The following is a 17,419-nucleotide window of genomic DNA, read 5'->3' as shown; positions in this document are numbered from 1 at the left end:
ACTAAGGTATACTGTCGCCGTGCGATGGTCGGCGGACCACCGAGCGCTCTCCGCGTGGGTAGGGCTGGCGGCCGGCGGCGGATGAACGAGATCACGAGACCCGTATCGAAGGCCGTGTTCGACTCCCGGACAGGTTCGTTTATCTGACAGTGTGTCGTACGACGATCTATGTCACTGTCAGATTCCGTCTCCGCCGTCGTTTCCGCCTTCCGTAACCGACCCGGGGATCTCCTTCCGTTCTACTTCCTCGGGGCAGCCGTCCCCGCCATCGTTCGCGTCGTTCCCTTCGTCGCCGTCGTCGTCGGTTATCTCTACCTCGAGATGGCCGGCCACCTCGAGGGACTTCCCGAGGCGCTGGCGGAGGTCGACGCCACTCCGCCGGACCCCGACGCGAGCGAGGAGGAACTCGAGGCGTGGGCCGAGGAACTCGTCTCGGCGCTCGAACCGTTCGTGACACCGGAAGCCGTCCTCGTGGTGGGCGCGCTCTTTACCGTGACGGCGCTCGTGAGCCTACTCGTTGGGGTGATCCTGTACGCGATCGCCTCGGCGGGCCAGCTGGCGACCTGTCACGCCCGACTCCGGGACGAGCGGGGGGTCGTCGCAGGGATCGCCGGCGTCCGCCGGTACTGGCTCCGGTTTCTCGCGCTGTTCGTCCTCGAGTTCCTGCTGTGGTTGGTGGCGGCGGCCGTGGTCGGCACCGTCGCCTTCGTCGCCGCCCTCGCGTTCGGGGCCGCGGAGCCGATCCTCGGCGTCCTCGTCGGGTTCCTCGTGGCGCTCGTCCTGGTGGTGGTCCTCGCGGCCATCCGGGCGGTGTTCGCGTTCGCACCGGTCGCCGTCGTCGTCGACGACGCCGGCGTCTTCGAGTCGCTCTCGAACACCGTCGGGTTCGTCCGCTCGCGGCCGATCGGTGCCGCCTTCTACTACGTCATCTCCGTCGGATCACTGCTCGCGGTGTCGACCGTCTCGAGCATCCTCGTCCTCGTCGAGATCTTCGTGTTGACCACGGTCGTCATCACGGTGGCAGTACTCCCAGCACTCGGCCTGCTGAAGACCGCCCTCTACGCCCGGTACCGCGATCGACTCGCGCCACCGGCGATGCCAGAGCGGTCGGTCCGCGGGCAGTTTCGCGACGGCCTCCGGCGGGGCTGGCGCGAGATGACGACGTTCGTCCGGGAGACGCCGGGCATCCACGCGGCCGTCGTCGTCCTCGGTCTCGGCTCGTTCGCGGTCGGCTGGATCGTCGCTGCCCCCTACGATGGCGCTGTCGAGGCGTCGATCCTCGCCCGACTCGAGGGGATCATCCCGCCGGCGTTCGCACTCGAGCTGTTCGGCAACAACTGGTTCGTCGCGATCACGACGGCCTTCAGCGGTGTCGTCTTCGCGATCCCGGCGATCGCCTCGCTGCTGTTCAACGGCGTCTACATGGGGATCGTCGGCCAGCTCGAGACCGACCCCCTCACGTTGCTCGCGTTCGTGATTCCACACGGCGTCGTCGAGATTCCGGCGATCTTCGTCGCGAGCGCGCTCGGCGTCTGGATCGGCCTCGTCACCTGGCGCGCCTCCCGCGGGCGGATCGACCGGCCGACGTTCGCCGACGGCTTAGAGCGGGCGTTCTGGGTGCTCGTCGGGATCGGTATCCTACTCGCCATCGCGGCGGTCGTGGAAGCGTTCGTCAGCCCCTACTACTTCCGGCTGTTCCTCTGAGACGGTTTTCTGTCGGTCAACTCCGGCGCACTCGCGACTTGTTGGGGGTTCGCCGGAACAGCGGGATCGCAATCCGGATGAGCGCTGCCGGTTCCGACACCGAGTGCGTGAGTTCCGGTCGCTCGAGTCGGTCGGTCCCCAGGGGATCGCCCGTGGGCTCGTCGGATCTGCAGGACGAGCGCCGCGTTTCCGAGTCGAGGTCGGAATCGACGTCGGAGACGGATTCAGAATCAGTCTCACCGTTCGCGTCGGGCCGGTAGCGACGGCTCACTTCCTTCCAGCGCCCGCGCCGGAACAGCCAGTAGTTGATCCCACCGGGCACGTACGTCTCGAGCAAGAGCGCCAGATAGAGCGCGACGATCCCGAGGGGCGTCACGAGCCCGAGCGCCGCGACCGGCAACGCGAACAGGTAGCGGCCGATAAGCGAGGCGACGAACGGCAACCGAGTGTCGCCCGCACCCAGGAGGGCCCCCGCCGCAGCGCCGTCTATACTCAACCCGATCGCACTGATCGCGCCGACGGCCACGAAGGTGCCGGCCTGGGCGGCCTCCGCCGGCGTTTCGACGAACAGGCTCGCGATCGGCTCCCCGAGGGCGACGACCAGGAGGGCGAGTCCGACGTAGATCACGATCGAGAGCCGGATGATCGCCCGGCCGTAGGCGCCGGCCTCGTCTTCTTCGCCGGCACCCAGTTGCTGGCCGACGAGCGAACTCGAAGCGAGCCCGAGTCCCCAGTTGACGCTGTTGAGCAGGCTCCTGATCCGGCGGCCGACCTCGATCGCCGTGACGATCACCGGACCGAACGCGGCTGCGATCCACAGAAGCGGGAAGACGATGATCCCCTCGGTGAGGCGGCGGCCGACCTCCGGGGCCGAAATCTCGACGATCTGGCGGACGATAGCCGGTTCGAATCCGACCGCGGCGCGCGTGATCGGGACGGGACTCGGCTCCATGCCGAGACTGCCGTACGATCGGCCGACCATCCCCCAGCCGAGGACCACGGTTACGACACCGGTCGAGACGGTGGTGCCGATCGCCGCCCCTGCGACGCCCATCTCGAATCCGAAGATGAGGACGGCGCTCACGACGATGTTGAGGACGGCGCCGCTGGCTCGAGCGACCATCTCGGTGAACGTGTCGCCGACGGCGGTGTAGGTGCGACTGGCGATCAGGTTGAGCATCTCGAAGCCGATCGCCGGCGCGACGAAGACGAGGTAGGTACGACCGTGAGCGAGCGGTTCCGGACTCGGGTCGAACAGACCGATCATCGGTCCGGGGAGAACGACGAACGCGGCCATCATCGGCGCCGCCAGCACGAACACCAGAAGAACGCTCTGTCCGACCACCAGCGACGCGCGCTCGCTCTCCTCGCCGCCGTAGTTCTGCGAGACGAGACTGACCGTCCCGCCCGCAAGCCCCAGCCCGATCATCACCACGATCTCCCAGTAGGCGAGCGCAAACGCCATTCCCGCAGTTCCCGCCGTCCCGACGGCGATTCCGACCATCGCCAGATCCGCCGTCTGCTTGGACATGATCGCGAATCCGGTGACGATCCGGGGCCAGGCGAGGTCCGCCGTCCGGCGAAAGCGCTCGGCGTCGATGACTCCCAGTCGCTCGAGGAACCTGCCGACGATGTCGATCACGGCTCCGTCCCGACGGCTCATCGTCGGATCGTTTCGCTACCGCTCCCTTCGATCTGTCGCTTACCGGTTGTCTTCCTCGAGTCGCGGTATCGATCGAGTCTGGTCCGTCGTCGCGAGCACGAGCCGCCGATCTCGAGGCCGATTCGGCCACAGCCAGCGATCAGAGCCGCGAGAGTAACGCCTTGACGTGGTCGACCGAGACGAGCGAGGTCGGTCGATCCATGTGTACGCCGATTTCGCCGGCGGCCGCGGAGAGGCCGACGTGCTGGAGCGGTTCCGGCAACGAGTACGCCCGACGGATCAGATGTCCGAGTTTAATCTCTCGGGCCAGGTCATCGCGCCAGGCGTCTTCGTACGCCGCGAGCGTCGCGGGTCGATCGGGATCGATTTCGCGAGCGGCGTGGTCGGCGCTGGTCATGCCGTAGAGGATGCCGCCGCCGGTGAACGGTTTGGTCTGGGCGGCCGCGTCGCCGATCAGGAACCCCCGTCTACTCGTCACCTGGTGGGGTGCGCCGATGGGAATCGCACCCGAACATCGGTGGGAGACGTCGATCTCGTAGCCGTCGATCAGTTCTTCGAAGTGTTTGGTGACCTGGACGCCCGGCGGTGCGGCGAGTCCGTACTCGACGCCTGCCTCGCCCCGTGGGATGCGCCACGCGAAGAACGTCGGCGCGGTGAGGTGGACGTCGACGAAGTCGTCGTGATCGTCCTCCGCCGAGAAGGCGAGCACGCCGTGGAGCAACTCGCCCGGTTGCGGGAGTCCGAGTTCGTCTCGAACCCGCGAGCGGGGGCCGTCGCAGCCGGCGACCATCTTCGCTTCGACCGTTTCGGTGCCGTCGGGGCCGTTCGCGACGACCTCGACGCGGTCGGGTCGCTCCGTGACGTCGGTAACGGTGTGACCCTCGCGGACGTCCGCACCTGCCTCACGAGCCAGGTCCGCGAGGTGGCGATCCAGCCCGACGCGATCGATAACGTTCGAGGCGACCTCCCGCTTGTAGAAGGGATAGGAATCGCTGTGCGGGCCGCCGACGTGAAACCGCGCGCCGTAGACCTCGTTCTGGAACAGCTCCGAACGTGCTCCTGGGCCGGTGAAGTTCCAGATATCGGTGCTGACGTGGCCCGAACAGGCAAGCGGCGTGCCGATCTCTCCTTTCTCGAGGGCCAGCACGTCGTAGCCGTTCTCCGCTGCGCGTCGCGAGAACCGCGCTCCGGCGGGCCCCACTCCCACGACGACGAAATCGTACATGTCGGTCACGTTCACGCGGGCGAATAAATATCCTGTCGAAGGGGGGTACGATAGCAACGGATGGTACCGTAACTACACGTACACTGACTCGCAGTCACGATGATACTGTGGCATCGGCGACACCCTGAGGGCCGTCATGAACCGCCTGTCGATCACGACGAAGTCGTCCGCACAGACCACCGATAATGCACGAAAACGGACGAAAACCGGCGACAACGACACTCCAATTCATGTTCCTTCTCGGTAATCAACCGACTACATGCACCGCTATACACTGCTTGCGATCGTAGTTAGTCTCGCGGTACTCGCCGGGACGGCGGGGCCCGCCGCAGCGACGCCCGGTGAGGGCCCACCAAACGACCTTCCGGAGCCGGTTCCCGACTTCGTGTCGGACCTGATCGAGACCATCAGCGGGTTCGTCGACGCTATCGATGAAACCCTCGGTACCGTTGGATCTGCGGGTACGACCGACGTCGCTCCGCCGTCTGACGGTGGCCCGGTATCCAGTTGACTGGTCATAATGGTAATTCATTTAATAATAGTGTTGGGGATCAAAAGGTGTATTAGAGTGCCAGCAGATACTGAATTCCGTGATTGACTGAATGGGTTTGGGACCGTATTCTACATTTTATTTACCTGCTGGGCTCGCACCGGTGAATGACCGAAACCGACACGTTACACGACGATGACGGGGTCCACTCGAGTGCTCGTTCGGCTGGTGCTTGTCGTGCTTGCCCTTTCCCTTCTCGTTTCCGGGCCGCTTTCGGTTGTCGGGGCGAGCGGCCCCCAATCGTCGGTCCACGCAGCCGACGAACCCGACGCCTTCTCGGCGACGCCGGACGAGATCGATCCGGATCACGTCCGGATGAACGTCGCGCTGGCGGAAGACGGCTCCGCGGAGTGGCGGATGGCGTTCTGGGTCGAACTTGAGGACGACGAATCGACCGCCGCTTTCGAGTCGATCAGCGACGATATCGACGACGATCCGGACCCGTATCTGACCCGGTTCGCCGACCGAATCGATTCGACCACGGCTACCGCCAGCGATGCGACGGATCGCGAGATGTCGACCGACAACTTCGCCGTCGAGACGGAGCGCCAATCGTTAGCGCAGGACTACGGCGTCATTATCTACACGTTCGACTGGCACGGATTCGCCGTCGCCGACGGCTCCGAACTCCGTGCTGGCGATGCGATCGAGCGACTCTACCTCACCGATGAGACCCGATTGCTGATCTCGTGGCCCGAAACGCACTCCCTTGAGCACGCGAGCCCCGAACCCGACGACCACCGCGAGCACGCGGTCATCTGGCACGGCTCGCAGACCGATTTCGTTACCGGTGAACCCCGCGTCGTCGCCTCGAGCGGGACGGGGGTATCGACGGTGGCGATCGCGGCCGGCGTCGCAGTGCTCGGTGGAATTGCGGTCGTCGTCGTATTCTGGTATCACCGACGGACGGCGGACGGGGACGGGCACTCACTCCCGATAGCCGTTTCGAGAGCAGCCGACGACTCCACCGACGATGCGATGGGTGAGGCCACTGACGCGCTTGCGGCCGATCAGCCAGACCAGGCCGTGCAGGAGGAGTTCCTGAGCAACGAGGAACGCGTCCTCCGACTGCTCGAGGAACACGGCGGGCGGATGAAACAGCAAGACGTCGTCTCGGAACTGGGCTGGACCGACGCGAAAACCAGCAAGGTCGTCAGCGGACTTCGCGAGGAGGACAAACTCGAATCGTTCCGACTGGGTCGTGAAAACGTCCTCGTCTTACCTGGAAAACAGGACGAACTGGTCCAGGTAGGGGACGAAGGAGAGTGACGGGGAAACGACCGAAAATCGCCTGACTGCGACGGACCGTTTCGCCCATTTTACGACCGTTTCGGTCCGTCGCAACCGGCGTCAACGGTCGGCAACCGTCGTCAACTATCGTCGAATCGGGGTGATAATCGACCGTATATATGGAGTGATCGGTCGTCGCAGTAGTTGTCATGAAGCGGATCACGAAAATCATGCTCGCACTGTTGCTCGCCGTTTCGGTGATGGCGATGCCGCTTGCAGCCGCCGACGCTGCGGGCGCGCAGGAAGAAGACGAGACGGACGAAACCGACGACATTGCGCCCGGCGAACAGCTCGCGGGCGTCGTCGGCGTCCAGGAAGCCGAACTAGAGGGAGACGTCTCGGAACGCACGTTCGGGATCAAGATCGCGAACGCACAGACCGATGACGCGAAAGCCGATGTCGTCGGTGACCAGTTGACTGACGTCGAGGACCGACTTGAGGAACTCGAAACTCGCAGTGAAGAACTGAACGCTGCGTACGAGGCCGGCGAGATCAGTCAGGGCGAGTACCGGGCCGAAATGGCTTCGATCGCGGCTGAACAGCGAACGGCTGAACGGTTAGCGGACGGCACGGCGGCAGCCGCCGACGGACTCGACGACGAGGTGCTCGCGGAACGTGGCATCGACGCCGAGGCGATCCAGACGCTTTCGGACCGCGCCGCCGAACTCGACGGCGAGGAAGTTTCGGAGATTGCACAGTCGATCGCCGGTCCGCAGGTCGGTCAGGCAGTCGACGAAGACCGTGGACCCGGTGCACCGATCGAAACGCCACACGGTGACCAGGGGCCTGCAAATGATGCGGACGCCTCGGATGCTGACGAGCCTGAACAGAACGAAGCAGACGCTCCGGGTACTGACGAGCCTGAACAGAACGAAGCAGACGCCAATACAGACGAGTCGGCTGACGCCAATACAGACGAGTCGGACGAGGAACCTGACACCGATACGTCGGCGGGTGACACTGCAGCAGAGAATCGGTAAGAATGGCACGCAGGATAGCGTACCTCGGTGTCTTCGTTGTCGTGTCGGCGCTCCTGCTCGCGCCGGTGTCCGGTGCCGGCGCAGTAACCGATGCCCCGACGACCGACGACGACCCGAAGTTGCACGTCGACCTCTCTGAGGATGGCGACGCGACGGTTTCGCTGGTTACCGTCTCCGACTTCGCGGACGAGGACGAACGCGACGCGTTCGAGACCCTCGAGGCGGATGAAGACGCCCAAACGGAGCTGCTCGATCGGTTCGCCGACCGAATGCAGGAGACGGCCGAACGATCGATCGACGACGTCGACCGAGAGATGACGGTCACGGCCGACGCAGTTGACGTTCGGACCGGGGACGACCGCGGCGTAGTCGTACTCTCGGTGCACTGGCAGAATCTCGGAGCAGTCGACGGAAGTAACCTTGTCGTGACCGAACCGTTCGCGAGCGGGTACGAGGCGGACCGACCGGTCGTCGTCACCGCGCCGGCCGATTCGACGGTCGAGACAGTAACGCCGGAGCCGACTGATCGGAGTGATCGGCAGGTGACGTGGGCTAGCGGGACGGACTTCGACGGCTTCGAAGCGACGATCGCGCTGCCGTCTGATGGGGCTGTGTCCGCCGATGACACGACTGGTGGTGATGACTCGGTGCCCGGATTTGGCAGTGTGGTCGCTGGGAGTGCCGTACTCGTGCTGATCGGGTTAACACTTCGATGCCGCGGATAGCGTGATTCGGACTGCAATCTCCGTTCCTGTTTCCCGTCGGTTACGCTGATCCCGTGGCGAACGGACATCCCCGAAAATCGGACCGCTCGGACCGTTCGGGCCGTCGAGCCGTCTGAAGCGTTTTACATCCATATTCGACTCGAGGATCGACCCTGACGAGCAGCCCGACTATGACGAGTCCGCACTCCGCTGGCCGCCTCGGTTCTGGGTCACTCCTCGAGCAGTCGCCAGAATTGCTCCGTATCGCCCTCGAAGCCCTCGAGTAGTGCCCGCATCTCCGATTTCGTCTCCTCGGTAACGCGAACGTGGACCATCCCCTCGTCGGGCTGGCCGTAGACGACGCTCGCACCCTCGGGGGCGGCGACGATGGCGGGGAGCGCCAGCAGATCCTCCTCGCCGTCGACGAGCACCGTCGTCGGCTCCTCGAGTGCGAGCGCCTCGAGCAGCGTCGAGACGGCGTCCGCGGAGATTTCCGCGGGCGGGTTCTCGGCCTCGAGATCCGGCTCCGCGGCGACGCGCTCGCGGATTTCCTCGTCGACGTCGCGGCGCTTGGTGCGTTCGTCGACGAGCGCGACGTCCGGCTCGCGGCCGGCGCGCAGAAGGTGGTCGGTGACGACGTCGCCGACGGCGATCAGCGTCCCGTCGACCGACTCGAGAAGGACGGCCGCATCGGTCTCGAGGGGGCCCATCGGCTCTTTGAACTCGCCACGAAGTTCCTCGGGCAGGAACAGAAGCGATTCGGGCTCGTCGCTGTGGCCGCCGTTCGCCGAACCGGATCTCGCCGACGGCGGCCGGTCCTCGCGGGCCACGGCTATCGGACTTTGAGCGCGTACGCGCCGGGTTCGGTGACCTGCATCTCCGTCGCGATCTGGCTCTCCTCGGGGTGGGCGATGACGACGTAGCCGGCCCAGTCTTCGGTCAGCGACGACGAGTTACAGGCGTCACAGGTCTCGTTGTCCGGATCGTTGACCCGGTGACACTCGCGACAGACGAGACGGTTCGACGCCATGGTTACTCACCTGCGGCCGCTTCTTGCTTTTCGTGTTCTTCCTCGAGCCAGCCGTGTTTGCCCAACCCCGGTTGTTTCGCCGTCAGGCCGATCTTCGAGTCACGCGGGTTGCGCTCGTCGATGCTCTTGGTGACGATCCGGGCTCTGACGGCGTCTTCGACGCCGAGCGTGCGGTTCGATTCGTTCGAGGCGAGCTGTTGGTTCTCCCTGTCGAACGCCAGATACTCGTCCGAGATCTGGGAGACGTGGAGCAAGCCGTCAACGGGACCGATCCCGACGAAGGCACCGAACTCGACGACTTCGACGACGGTGCCGTCGACGACCTCCTGCATCTGGGGGTCGAACGTGACGGCGTCGAAGTCGGCCTCGTAGTAGACGCCCGGTTCGTTCGGCAGGACCGTCCCCTGGCCGATGTCGTGGACCTCGGTGACCGAGACGATGCTGCCCACCTCCTCGTCCATCCGGCCTTCGAGTTTGTCCTGCAGCAGTCGCTTCACGAGGTTCGGCGAGACGTCACCGAGTGCCTCCGGCGGTACCTCCACCGTGTCTTTCAATCTGACCCGTTTGTACATCTATGGTCGAGTGATCGCTAGCTTGTTTCTCCCGCGTAATGCAATTACCGGTACACCTGTCTCGAGGATCCGGTCGCGAAGCGGGCGGTCGTTCGTGACGACGTAGTCGACGTTTCCCTCGCGGGCAAGTTCGACGAGCGCGTCGTCGGCGTACGATGCTTCGGTATCGACGACGAGACAGCGCTCGGTCGCCAGATCGTGACCGACGTTCGCCGCCGTCCCCTCCGTTCCTCCTTTCTCCGACAGCCGCCGAAGCTCCTCGATAACCGATTGCGGCGTCGTGAGTTCGAACCCCTCGAGGAGTCGCTCGAGTTCGTCGAACAGCCGGACGTCGAGTTCGACCGGCATCATCAACGCGCTCGTATCGAGGGCGACCCGCGTACTCATTTCAGTCTTCTCGGATATCCGATCTAGCCTTGCAACGTTCCGAGGCCGATCAGCCGCCATCGTGCGCCGATCCGGCGGTTGATCGCGATCTTCGCACCGGGCTCGGCCGCGACGGGACGTTTGAGGTTGACCTCACACTCTCCTTCGCGGGCGCTCGTGACCGCACCGACGGTCGTCGCCGTCCCGACGGTCATCATCAGGGGTTCGCCGGTGCTGATCTCGTCGACGGCTTCGCCGCCGTCGAGTCCGACGACGCGCTCTAACAGATCGACGTCCATCGTAAAGCTGTCCCAGGTAGGCGGAAGCGACCCCGGCGGACCGGCGATCCGGCCCGCAAGCGCATCGCCTTTCGTCAGCGACGGATCGAGTCCCGTGCCGACGCCGAGCAACCCGCCGGGCGTGACCGTGTCGACGGTTTCGCCGCCGGCCTGCAGCGACCGGACGGTCGTCTCGATTGGAACGTACTCCGACTGACCGCCTTCCTCGACCTCGCGTCCGGGGCGGATCTCGATCTCGTCGTCGACCGCGAGTTCGCCTCGGATCAGGCTTCCACCGAGAACGCCGCCGGTGAGGTCGGCGGCGCTCGTCCCAGGTTTGTTGATGTCGAAACTGCGGGCGACGTGCATCCGGGGATCGGTGTCAGGGTCGCGATCCGGCGTCGGGATCTCCGCTTCGATCGCCTGGATCAGCAGATCCATGTTGACCTCCTGGCCCGCGGAGACGGGGACAACGGGCGCGTCTTCGGCGACGGTCCCCTCGACGAACTCCTGGATCTCCTCGTAGTTCTGTCGGGCCTGGTCGGAGCTCACGAGGTCGACCTTGTTCTGGGCGATGACGATGTTGTCGATCCCGATGATGTCGAGTGCCATCAGGTGTTCTTCGGTCTGGGGCTGGGGAACCGGCTCGCTGGCGCTGATTACCAACACCGCTCCGTCCATCAGCGACGCACCAGAAAGCATCGTCGCCATCAGGGTCTCGTGACCCGGGGCGTCGACGAACGACACGGTCCGAAGTGGCTCGCTCTCCGAGCCGTCCGGACACTCCTCTGTTACGGTGTAACACTCGGGTTCGTCCACGTCTGGACAGTGACGGAACGTCGCGTCGGCGTAGCCTAGCCGGATGGAGATGCCGCGTTTCATCTCTTCGCTGTGCTGGTCAGTCCACGAGCCGCTCAACGCCTGTACCAGCGTCGTCTTGCCGTGGTCGACGTGACCGACGAGCCCGATGTTCACCTCCGGTTGTTGATTTCCTGCCATAAGACGGTGAGTAATCTTAGATAGGAGTTCCGCCGTGCGCTTGATAAAGGTTGCGAGCTATCTCGACGCTCAACGTCCGACACGGCGTCCGAATCGTGTGTCTGTGTCCCTCGATCCGAGGGGTAATCCGCAAGCGCGATCGGCGTATACCGTCCCGTGAGCGGCCTCGGACGGGGAATTCGCCCGCTTTCTCCCAGCCGTCCACTCGTTGTACGAACCCCGTACCACGGTCGGTCGCCACGAGACAGTCGCCGTCGACGCTGGCTAGACCGGTGACGGTTTCGTTCTCGCGCGGTAGCATCCTCGACGCGGTAACCGGTCGTCTTTTGTCGCCACCCTTCCTTCGTCGAACCGTGTCCGAGTTCGCGTTCGAACTCGAGCTCTGTGCGCACCTCGAGTCTCGCCACGAGGGGATCCTCGCCCGTCAACTCGGCGCGAGCGTCGCGGATCCCGGCGGGCGCATCCTCGACGTCGTCCGAATCGAGCCAACCTCGAGTTTTGAGGAGCGGGCGGCGATTACGTGCGAGGCCATCCCGGATGCGGCGATCGAGTCCGACGTCGGGACCGGCCGGGCGCGCTACTGGAAGGAGGCGTTCGGCGACGACTGTCGCCCGGACCACGCCCGTCGGGCGACCGAGCGGGCCTGCGAGATCGGTTTTTTCGAGTCCGAACGTCGAAACGGCCGCGAGTACGTCCGGCAGGTCGCCCGCTACCCGGAGTGGGTCGACCGCATCGTCGGCATCGAGAACAAACCCGACCTCGGCCGACCCGGCGACCTCGAGTCGCAGCTCCGGACGGACGTCTGCCTCGCGCTGGTCGACGAGGCGATTCTCGCGACCGAGAGCTACGTCACCCGCGCACACCTGAATCGTATTCCGGAGGAGGTCGGCGTCTGGCGAGTCCACCGCGAGGGAAGCGCCGATCCGGACGACGGATCCGCGATCCGGATCGAGGTCGTTCGCGAGCCGACGCCGCTTCCCGTCGACGAACCGGGGATCGAACCGCTCGAGTCCCACCCCGGCCGAACCGAGGTCGCCGTCGTCTCCCCCGGAAAGAAGGCCCGAGCTCGGCGTCGCCTCGCCGAGCGTGCCTACGGAAAGGGATGGCGAACGTACGAGTTTCCCGCCTGCGCGGCCTGTTCACCGACCGACGACGCTGGGGGTGCGACGCTCCCACACTGTGTCTGGAACGACCGGGTCGTCGACGCGGCTACTGAGTGCGGTCCCGCGTGCCCGGGCTACGACCCCGCCGACGCGCCGACCGTCGACCTCGAGGCCGAACGCGACCGAAAGACGCCGTGGCGGGCGAACCCGGAGGGTCGCCGGCGGCGTCAGTCCGGACTGGACCGGTTTGGATAGGGAGGTCGACTGGCTCGGGTCGGCGGATTCGTCGGGACTGGCTCGGTTCTCTACTCGTCAGGACTGCCCAGCTTGGATCGTGGCGTCCCACGTCTGCACTGCAGGGTCGAACCGACCCACGCCACCGAGTTCGACCCTGTAATCGACGCGTGGGAGGCTACTATATCGTGTACGTCTCGCCGTCGACCGCCAGCGGCTCTTCGAAGGCCTCGTCGGCCGGATAGTAGTGGGCGACATGGACGAGCCGCGTTCGATCCGCGTTCAGCTCGTCCGCGAGTGCGAGCGCTCCCTCACGCGTCATGTGTTTCCCGCCGAACGTCCGGGGGACGCCGTCGGAATCGTCGTGTTTCCCGCCGGCGGGGTGGTACTCACAGAGGTGTGCTGGAACGATGGCGTCGGCGAGCAACAGGTCGGGATCGGCGAGGACCTCCCGCGAGCGCTCCGAAATCGCGTAGTTCGTATCCCCCGTGATCGACAGCTTCGCACCGGTTTCGGGATCTTCGATCGCGAGCCCGTAACAGACCTGTGGCGGGTGTTCGACCGGGACCAGCGTCACCTCGAGGCCACAGATCCGAACCGGCTCGAACGGCGTCGTCGGCTCCACCGAGAGCAATCCGAGATAGTCGTACTTCGAGGCGACCGTCTCGGCGACGCTTTCGCCGGTCATCGGGTCGGTCTCGTCTGCCGCGTACACCGACAGCGAGTCCAACAGTCGAAAGGTGTTGCCGAGCCCGTCGAGGTGGTCGAAGTGAATGTGCGTGACGACGGCGGCGTCCGGGAGCGGGACCTCCTCGCGGAGAAACTGTCTCCGGAAGTCGGGGCTGAAATCGATCAGCAGGGACGTTCCGCCCCGTTCGTTCTCCACGTGGACCGAGAACCGCGTGCGCTCGAGGTCTCGTTTGCGCGCGAGTTCGCAGGTTTCACAGTCACAGCCGACGGTCGGTGTCCCGGTCGTATCGCCGGTTCCGAGCAGTGTCACACGCATCGCTATTCGAGATCCTCACCGACAGCGATCTCGTGTGGCGATTCGTCGCTCATCGCCCCCTCATTCGAAGGCAGTACATAAGGGTGTTCCCCGTGCCGTCAGTGGAATACGCATTCCCGGCGCGGTACCTCCCGATCACCGCTCGATCTCGACGTGATGGAAACGATTGCGGCGTGTGTGACGTGATGGAGACGATTGCGGCACGTGCGATGAGTCAAAACCGATTTTGAGTTATGGAAGTAGTTAGGTACTGTCCGCCCGAACGGTCACAACCACCGCCCGGTATCGATCTATGTCACGGCTCCTCCCGACGACGACGAACGCCTCGACGGAGCGGACGGGTGACCCGTCGCTCCTGTGTATCGACGACGACCGAACGAGCGACGTCCTCGCGGCGCTCTCTTCGGAAACCGCCCGCGACATCTTCCGAGAACTGAACGAGCGGCCGCTGACCGCCGCGGCGCTCGCCGACCGACTGGATATGTCCATCCAGAGCGTGAGCTACCACCTCGAGAATCTCTCTGAGACAGGTCTCATCGACGTCGCCGACACCTGCTACTCCGAGAAGGGACGCGAGATGGACGTCTACGCGGTCTCCGACGAACCACTGGTCCTCTTTCTCGGCACCGAGGACGACCAGCCAGGGCTCCGAGTGGCGTTTAAGAACCTCGCCGTCGCCGTCGGTCCAGTGTCGATTCTCATCGCCGTCTGGGAGACGTTGGCCCGATACGTCGGCGACTCCGACGCGGCGTAACGGGAGCTACGGTCGGATAGCTGAATTTATGCCAGTTGGCGGATGTATTCCGAATGAATGGTCGAACGGGTCAAACACCGAGACGACGTCGACGGCTGTGCCTGCCTCGAGTGTCGAGGCGTTCGGTCGATCGCGACGCGACGTGGTATCGGTGACGTCCTCCTCTGGTCCGTCGGTTTCCTCCGCGATCGTCAGTCGATCCCGCTTGTGTTTCTCGCACTCGGCGTCGTCCAGTTCGCCGGATACGTCGGGCCGCTTGGCCTGGAACTCGCTACCTCCGGTCTCGTGTTTTTCGCCGCTCCCCTGGCTCGGGGATACGCGGTGACAATCGTCTCGGGAGAAATAACTGGGCACCGATACACGCCGAGGCGTGCAGCCGGACACGCGCTCCGTCGCACGCCCGCGGTGATCGCGACGATGATGTTTGTGGGTGTCGCGACGATGGGACTGGTCTTCGTCGGCACGATCCTCGGGATCGTCGTTGTTCTGAGCGACAGCGCGCTCCTGACCGGGGCCGGGATCGTCGCGCTCCTCGTGTTGTTCGTCCTCCTCATCGTCGTACTCGTCAAGTTCATTCTCGCGGCAGAGGCCGTCGTCGTGGGCGGTTACGGCCCGATCGCCGCTCTCCGCGTGAGCTGGGGACTCGTCTCCTTTCGACGCCGGACCACCATCGTGCTCGTCAGTATGGTGGTCGCGATCGCCACGGCGTTCGCGATGACCGAGATCAGCGCCACACTCGAGCCGTACCCCATCGTCGGTGCCGAGATGACGGCGACTGTCGTCTTCGGCGGGAGCACCGCCCTGACGTATCTCTCCTCGGCCGTTTCCGCGGCGGTGTTCTGTCATCTCTACGTCCAGGGCGTACTCGAGTGATTCATGCGGATTGCCGTCCCGATATCCCGGCGCACTCGCTACGGGTCGCGGCTGTGCCGGCACTGACGGACAAGAAACCGTATCAGTCATCGCAGACCGTATCACTCGAGGGCACGCTCCCAGTCGAGATTGTGGCCGCTCAACTCGTCGTGATCGCGAGAATCAGCACCGGTGAACCGTTTACTCGTGGTCGTGGCTGTGGTCGTGGCTGTGGTCGTGACCGTCGTGATCGTGGCCGCCGTCACCCGCCTTGCCGATGTCTCCGCCGGCGACGAGCGCGTCGTGGTCCCCCTCGATCATGTCCATGTTCTTCAGGCTGTCACGCTCCTCGAACTCCTCGACGGCGTTCAGCAGGTCCTCCTGGGTCAGCGTCGTCCGATCTTCGGTCAGCGCCTCGAGGACGGCCTCGCGAAGCACCATCCGGAGGTCGCTGCCGGTCAGTCCCTCGGTGATCTCGGCGATCAGCTGGGGATCGAACTCCTCGATATTCATCGTCCGGGTGATGACTCGGAGGATGTCCGCGCGCATCCCGTAGTCGGGTTTTGGAAAGTTGATGATCTCGTCGAAGCGCCGCCAGGCGGCGTTGTCGAGTTGGTCGGGGTGGTTGGTCGCGCCGATCAGCAGGACGTCGTCTTCGATGAGCGAGATGTTGTCGATGCTCTTGAGCAGGGTGTTGACGGCACGTTTCAGCGCTGCGTGTTCGTCGCTTCGACGCGTCTTCGCGACGAAGTCGAACTCGTCGATAAAGAGGATACACGGCGAGAGTCGCTTTGCGACCTCGAAGGTCTTGTCGACGTTTTTCGCCGTCTCGCCCAGATACTGGGAGGTGATCATCGAGAGTTTTACCTCGACGAACGGCAGGTCCATATCGCGAGCAAGCGCCTGTGCGGTCGATGTCTTCCCGGTTCCGGGGGGCCCGACGAACAGCAGCTTGCCGATCTCGCGCAGCCCGATGTTGGCGAGGTAATCGCGGTGTTCGATCGCCTTCGCGATCTTGTCGATCTCGGCTTCCTGGCCCTCCGTCAGAACGAGATCGTCGAGCGTGATGTCGACCTCCTCCGGGGCGCGGACGTCGACCAGATCGAGCATCTCCTCGTCGTCCTCGTCGTCGAAGTACTCCTCGAGCAGGCCGTCGATCCAGACGCGGTCGGCCTGGATCGGCCGGTTTGCGTCGCGAGCCTCCTCGTGGGTGACGTCGAACTCCCCGTCGTCTTCGAACCGTTTTGCGAGCGTCGGATTCTCGCGAAGTCGATCGTCGTCGACTCGTTCGGCGAACCAGCGTTCGGCCATCTCCTGTTCGGCGAGGGTGACGGTACCGGAGAACTCGTCGCGCTCGGTGAACATCAGCTCCGAGACGGCGTCCCAGGGCTGGTCGACACCGGTGGCCTCGCGCGTGGTCCCGTTTGTCGCGGAGAGCGGGCGGCTGATACCCGTTCGTCCTCGCTCGCCGTCACCGTCGTCCCCGTCGGCTCCGCCGGTCCAGAACACCCGGCGAAACGATGGGGGCAAGTCGTTCTCGTCTAACGTCCTGTCGTCGGAATACACGCTCGTCGTGAGCAGAAACTCGACGACATCGAGCGCCGCATCACTCATTCGATAATCGTACCGTCCACACGCTCTTAACGGCGTCGTCCTGGGGAAGGTGTGCGAGACGTACCCAGGAACTCCGCCGTGGGCCACGGCACAACGACTTTCGTCTCCCATCTCGCAATCGGTGATATGAACGTCTTAGTCGGCCTCGGAGGAAGCGACGAATCGATAAAGACGCTCCGACGGACGATCGAACGCACCCAGGAGGTTGGCGACGATCTGACCGTCGCCGTCCTCGATAAACCCGACTCACCGCGATCCCAAGACGAGATGTACGACGACACCGCGAAACTACTCGATGACGCCGGCGTCGACAGCGAGATCGTCAGGCTCGAGGGGGATCCGGGGAGTTCGCTCGTCGACTACGCCGAACAGGGTGAGTACGATCAGCTGGTGATCGGCGGGGGAACGTTGAGTCCGATGGGGAAGATACAACTCGGGCCGATCACCGAGTTCGTGCTGTTGAACGCACCGACGACCGTCAAGCTGGTCCGATAA

Annotated in this window: 18 protein-coding genes; 9 read left to right on the top strand and 9 right to left on the bottom strand. The window is 64.6% G+C overall.

Translation table 11 applies throughout. The annotated features are described in order from the left end of the window. The first annotated feature begins 168 nt into the window (after positions 1 to 168). Positions 169 to 1,704, top strand: a complete 1,536-nt coding sequence (locus GRS80_RS01910) for a stage II sporulation protein M (protein ID WP_160046080.1) — start codon at positions 169 to 171, stop codon at positions 1,702 to 1,704. A gap of 16 nt (positions 1,705 to 1,720) precedes the next feature. On the opposite strand, the gene GRS80_RS01905 is transcribed toward GRS80_RS01910, so the two are convergent. Next, positions 1,721 to 3,367 (bottom strand): MATE family efflux transporter, encoded by a 1,647-nt coding sequence (locus GRS80_RS01905; protein ID WP_160046079.1) that lies wholly within the window; start codon positions 3,365 to 3,367, stop codon positions 1,721 to 1,723. A 139-nt stretch (positions 3,368 to 3,506) separates the two neighbouring features. Continuing rightward, complete coding sequence (locus GRS80_RS01900; protein WP_160046078.1) at positions 3,507 to 4,592, bottom strand: geranylgeranyl reductase family protein; 1,086 nt, start codon at positions 4,590 to 4,592, stop codon at positions 3,507 to 3,509. A 259-nt stretch (positions 4,593 to 4,851) separates the two neighbouring features. Here GRS80_RS01900 and GRS80_RS01895 point away from each other — a divergent pair, with 259 nt between their 5' ends. From GRS80_RS01895 to GRS80_RS01880, 4 genes are all read left to right on the top strand, one after another. Beyond that, a complete protein-coding gene (locus GRS80_RS01895; RefSeq protein ID WP_160046077.1) occupies positions 4,852 to 5,103 on the top strand; it encodes a hypothetical protein in 252 nt (83 codons plus the stop codon). Between the two features lie 174 nt (positions 5,104 to 5,277). Next, on the top strand, positions 5,278 to 6,411 hold the full coding sequence (locus tag GRS80_RS01890) for a hypothetical protein (protein ID WP_160046076.1): 1,134 nt from the start codon (positions 5,278 to 5,280) through the stop codon (positions 6,409 to 6,411). A gap of 170 nt (positions 6,412 to 6,581) precedes the next feature. Continuing rightward, complete coding sequence (locus tag GRS80_RS01885; RefSeq protein ID WP_160046075.1) at positions 6,582 to 7,412, top strand: hypothetical protein; 831 nt, start codon at positions 6,582 to 6,584, stop codon at positions 7,410 to 7,412. A gap of 2 nt (positions 7,413 to 7,414) precedes the next feature. After that, positions 7,415 to 8,137 (top strand): hypothetical protein, encoded by a 723-nt coding sequence (locus tag GRS80_RS01880; protein ID WP_160046074.1) that lies wholly within the window; start codon positions 7,415 to 7,417, stop codon positions 8,135 to 8,137. A 209-nt stretch (positions 8,138 to 8,346) separates the two neighbouring features. Here the strand turns inward: GRS80_RS01880 and GRS80_RS01875 are convergent, their stop codons facing one another. The 5 genes from GRS80_RS01875 to GRS80_RS01855 are packed head-to-tail and all read right to left on the bottom strand — an operon-like array spanning position 8,347 to position 11,361. After that, entirely contained in the window at positions 8,347 to 8,946 is a 600-nt protein-coding gene (locus GRS80_RS01875) for a GTP-dependent dephospho-CoA kinase family protein (RefSeq protein WP_343161405.1), read from the bottom strand. Positions 8,947 to 8,948: 2 nt separating this feature from the next. After that, positions 8,949 to 9,146 carry a transcription elongation factor subunit Spt4 gene (gene spt4 / locus GRS80_RS01870; RefSeq protein ID WP_149082421.1) on the bottom strand — a complete coding sequence of 66 codons (198 nt, stop codon included), beginning with the start codon at positions 9,144 to 9,146 and terminating at the stop codon, positions 8,949 to 8,951. A gap of 2 nt (positions 9,147 to 9,148) precedes the next feature. Continuing rightward, positions 9,149 to 9,718: a DNA-directed RNA polymerase gene (locus tag GRS80_RS01865; protein ID WP_160046073.1), complete on the bottom strand. Its 570-nt coding sequence runs from the start codon at positions 9,716 to 9,718 to the stop codon at positions 9,149 to 9,151. Then, the gene (locus tag GRS80_RS01860) at positions 9,719 to 10,105 is read right to left on the bottom strand and encodes a PIN domain-containing protein (RefSeq protein ID WP_149082419.1); all 387 of its coding nucleotides are present in this window, start codon (positions 10,103 to 10,105) and stop codon (positions 9,719 to 9,721) included. Positions 10,106 to 10,128: 23 nt separating this feature from the next. Continuing rightward, positions 10,129 to 11,361, bottom strand: coding sequence for a translation initiation factor IF-2 subunit gamma (locus tag GRS80_RS01855; protein ID WP_149082418.1), 1,233 nt, complete (start codon positions 11,359 to 11,361; stop codon positions 10,129 to 10,131). A 353-nt stretch (positions 11,362 to 11,714) separates the two neighbouring features. Here GRS80_RS01855 and GRS80_RS01850 point away from each other — a divergent pair, with 353 nt between their 5' ends. Beyond that, positions 11,715 to 12,719: a DUF5787 family protein gene (locus tag GRS80_RS01850; protein ID WP_343161404.1), complete on the top strand. Its 1,005-nt coding sequence runs from the start codon at positions 11,715 to 11,717 to the stop codon at positions 12,717 to 12,719. A gap of 160 nt (positions 12,720 to 12,879) precedes the next feature. Here GRS80_RS01850 and GRS80_RS01845 read toward each other — a convergent pair whose 3' ends face one another. Beyond that, positions 12,880 to 13,704, bottom strand: a complete 825-nt coding sequence (locus GRS80_RS01845) for an MBL fold metallo-hydrolase (protein WP_160046071.1) — start codon at positions 13,702 to 13,704, stop codon at positions 12,880 to 12,882. A 292-nt stretch (positions 13,705 to 13,996) separates the two neighbouring features. Here GRS80_RS01845 and GRS80_RS01840 point away from each other — a divergent pair, with 292 nt between their 5' ends. Continuing rightward, entirely contained in the window at positions 13,997 to 14,458 is a 462-nt protein-coding gene (locus GRS80_RS01840) for a helix-turn-helix domain-containing protein (protein ID WP_160046070.1), read from the top strand. A gap of 57 nt (positions 14,459 to 14,515) precedes the next feature. Beyond that, complete coding sequence (locus tag GRS80_RS01835) at positions 14,516 to 15,331, top strand: hypothetical protein (protein WP_160046069.1); 816 nt, start codon at positions 14,516 to 14,518, stop codon at positions 15,329 to 15,331. A 180-nt stretch (positions 15,332 to 15,511) separates the two neighbouring features. On the opposite strand, the gene GRS80_RS01830 is transcribed toward GRS80_RS01835, so the two are convergent. After that, entirely contained in the window at positions 15,512 to 16,924 is a 1,413-nt protein-coding gene (locus tag GRS80_RS01830) for an ATP-binding protein (protein ID WP_160046068.1), read from the bottom strand. 126 nt (positions 16,925 to 17,050) lie between these two features. On the opposite strand from GRS80_RS01830, the gene GRS80_RS01825 reads away from it, so the two are divergent. Then, positions 17,051 to 17,419: a universal stress protein gene (locus GRS80_RS01825; RefSeq protein WP_160046067.1), complete on the top strand. Its 369-nt coding sequence runs from the start codon at positions 17,051 to 17,053 to the stop codon at positions 17,417 to 17,419.

Source organism: Natrialba sp. INN-245 (assembly GCF_009807105.1).
In the GTDB taxonomy this organism is placed as follows: Archaea; Halobacteriota; Halobacteria; order Halobacteriales; family Natrialbaceae; genus Natrarchaeobius; species Natrarchaeobius swarupiae.
The sequence above is the reverse complement of the archived record's forward strand: the minus strand, read 5'-3'. Positions and strand labels throughout refer to the sequence as shown.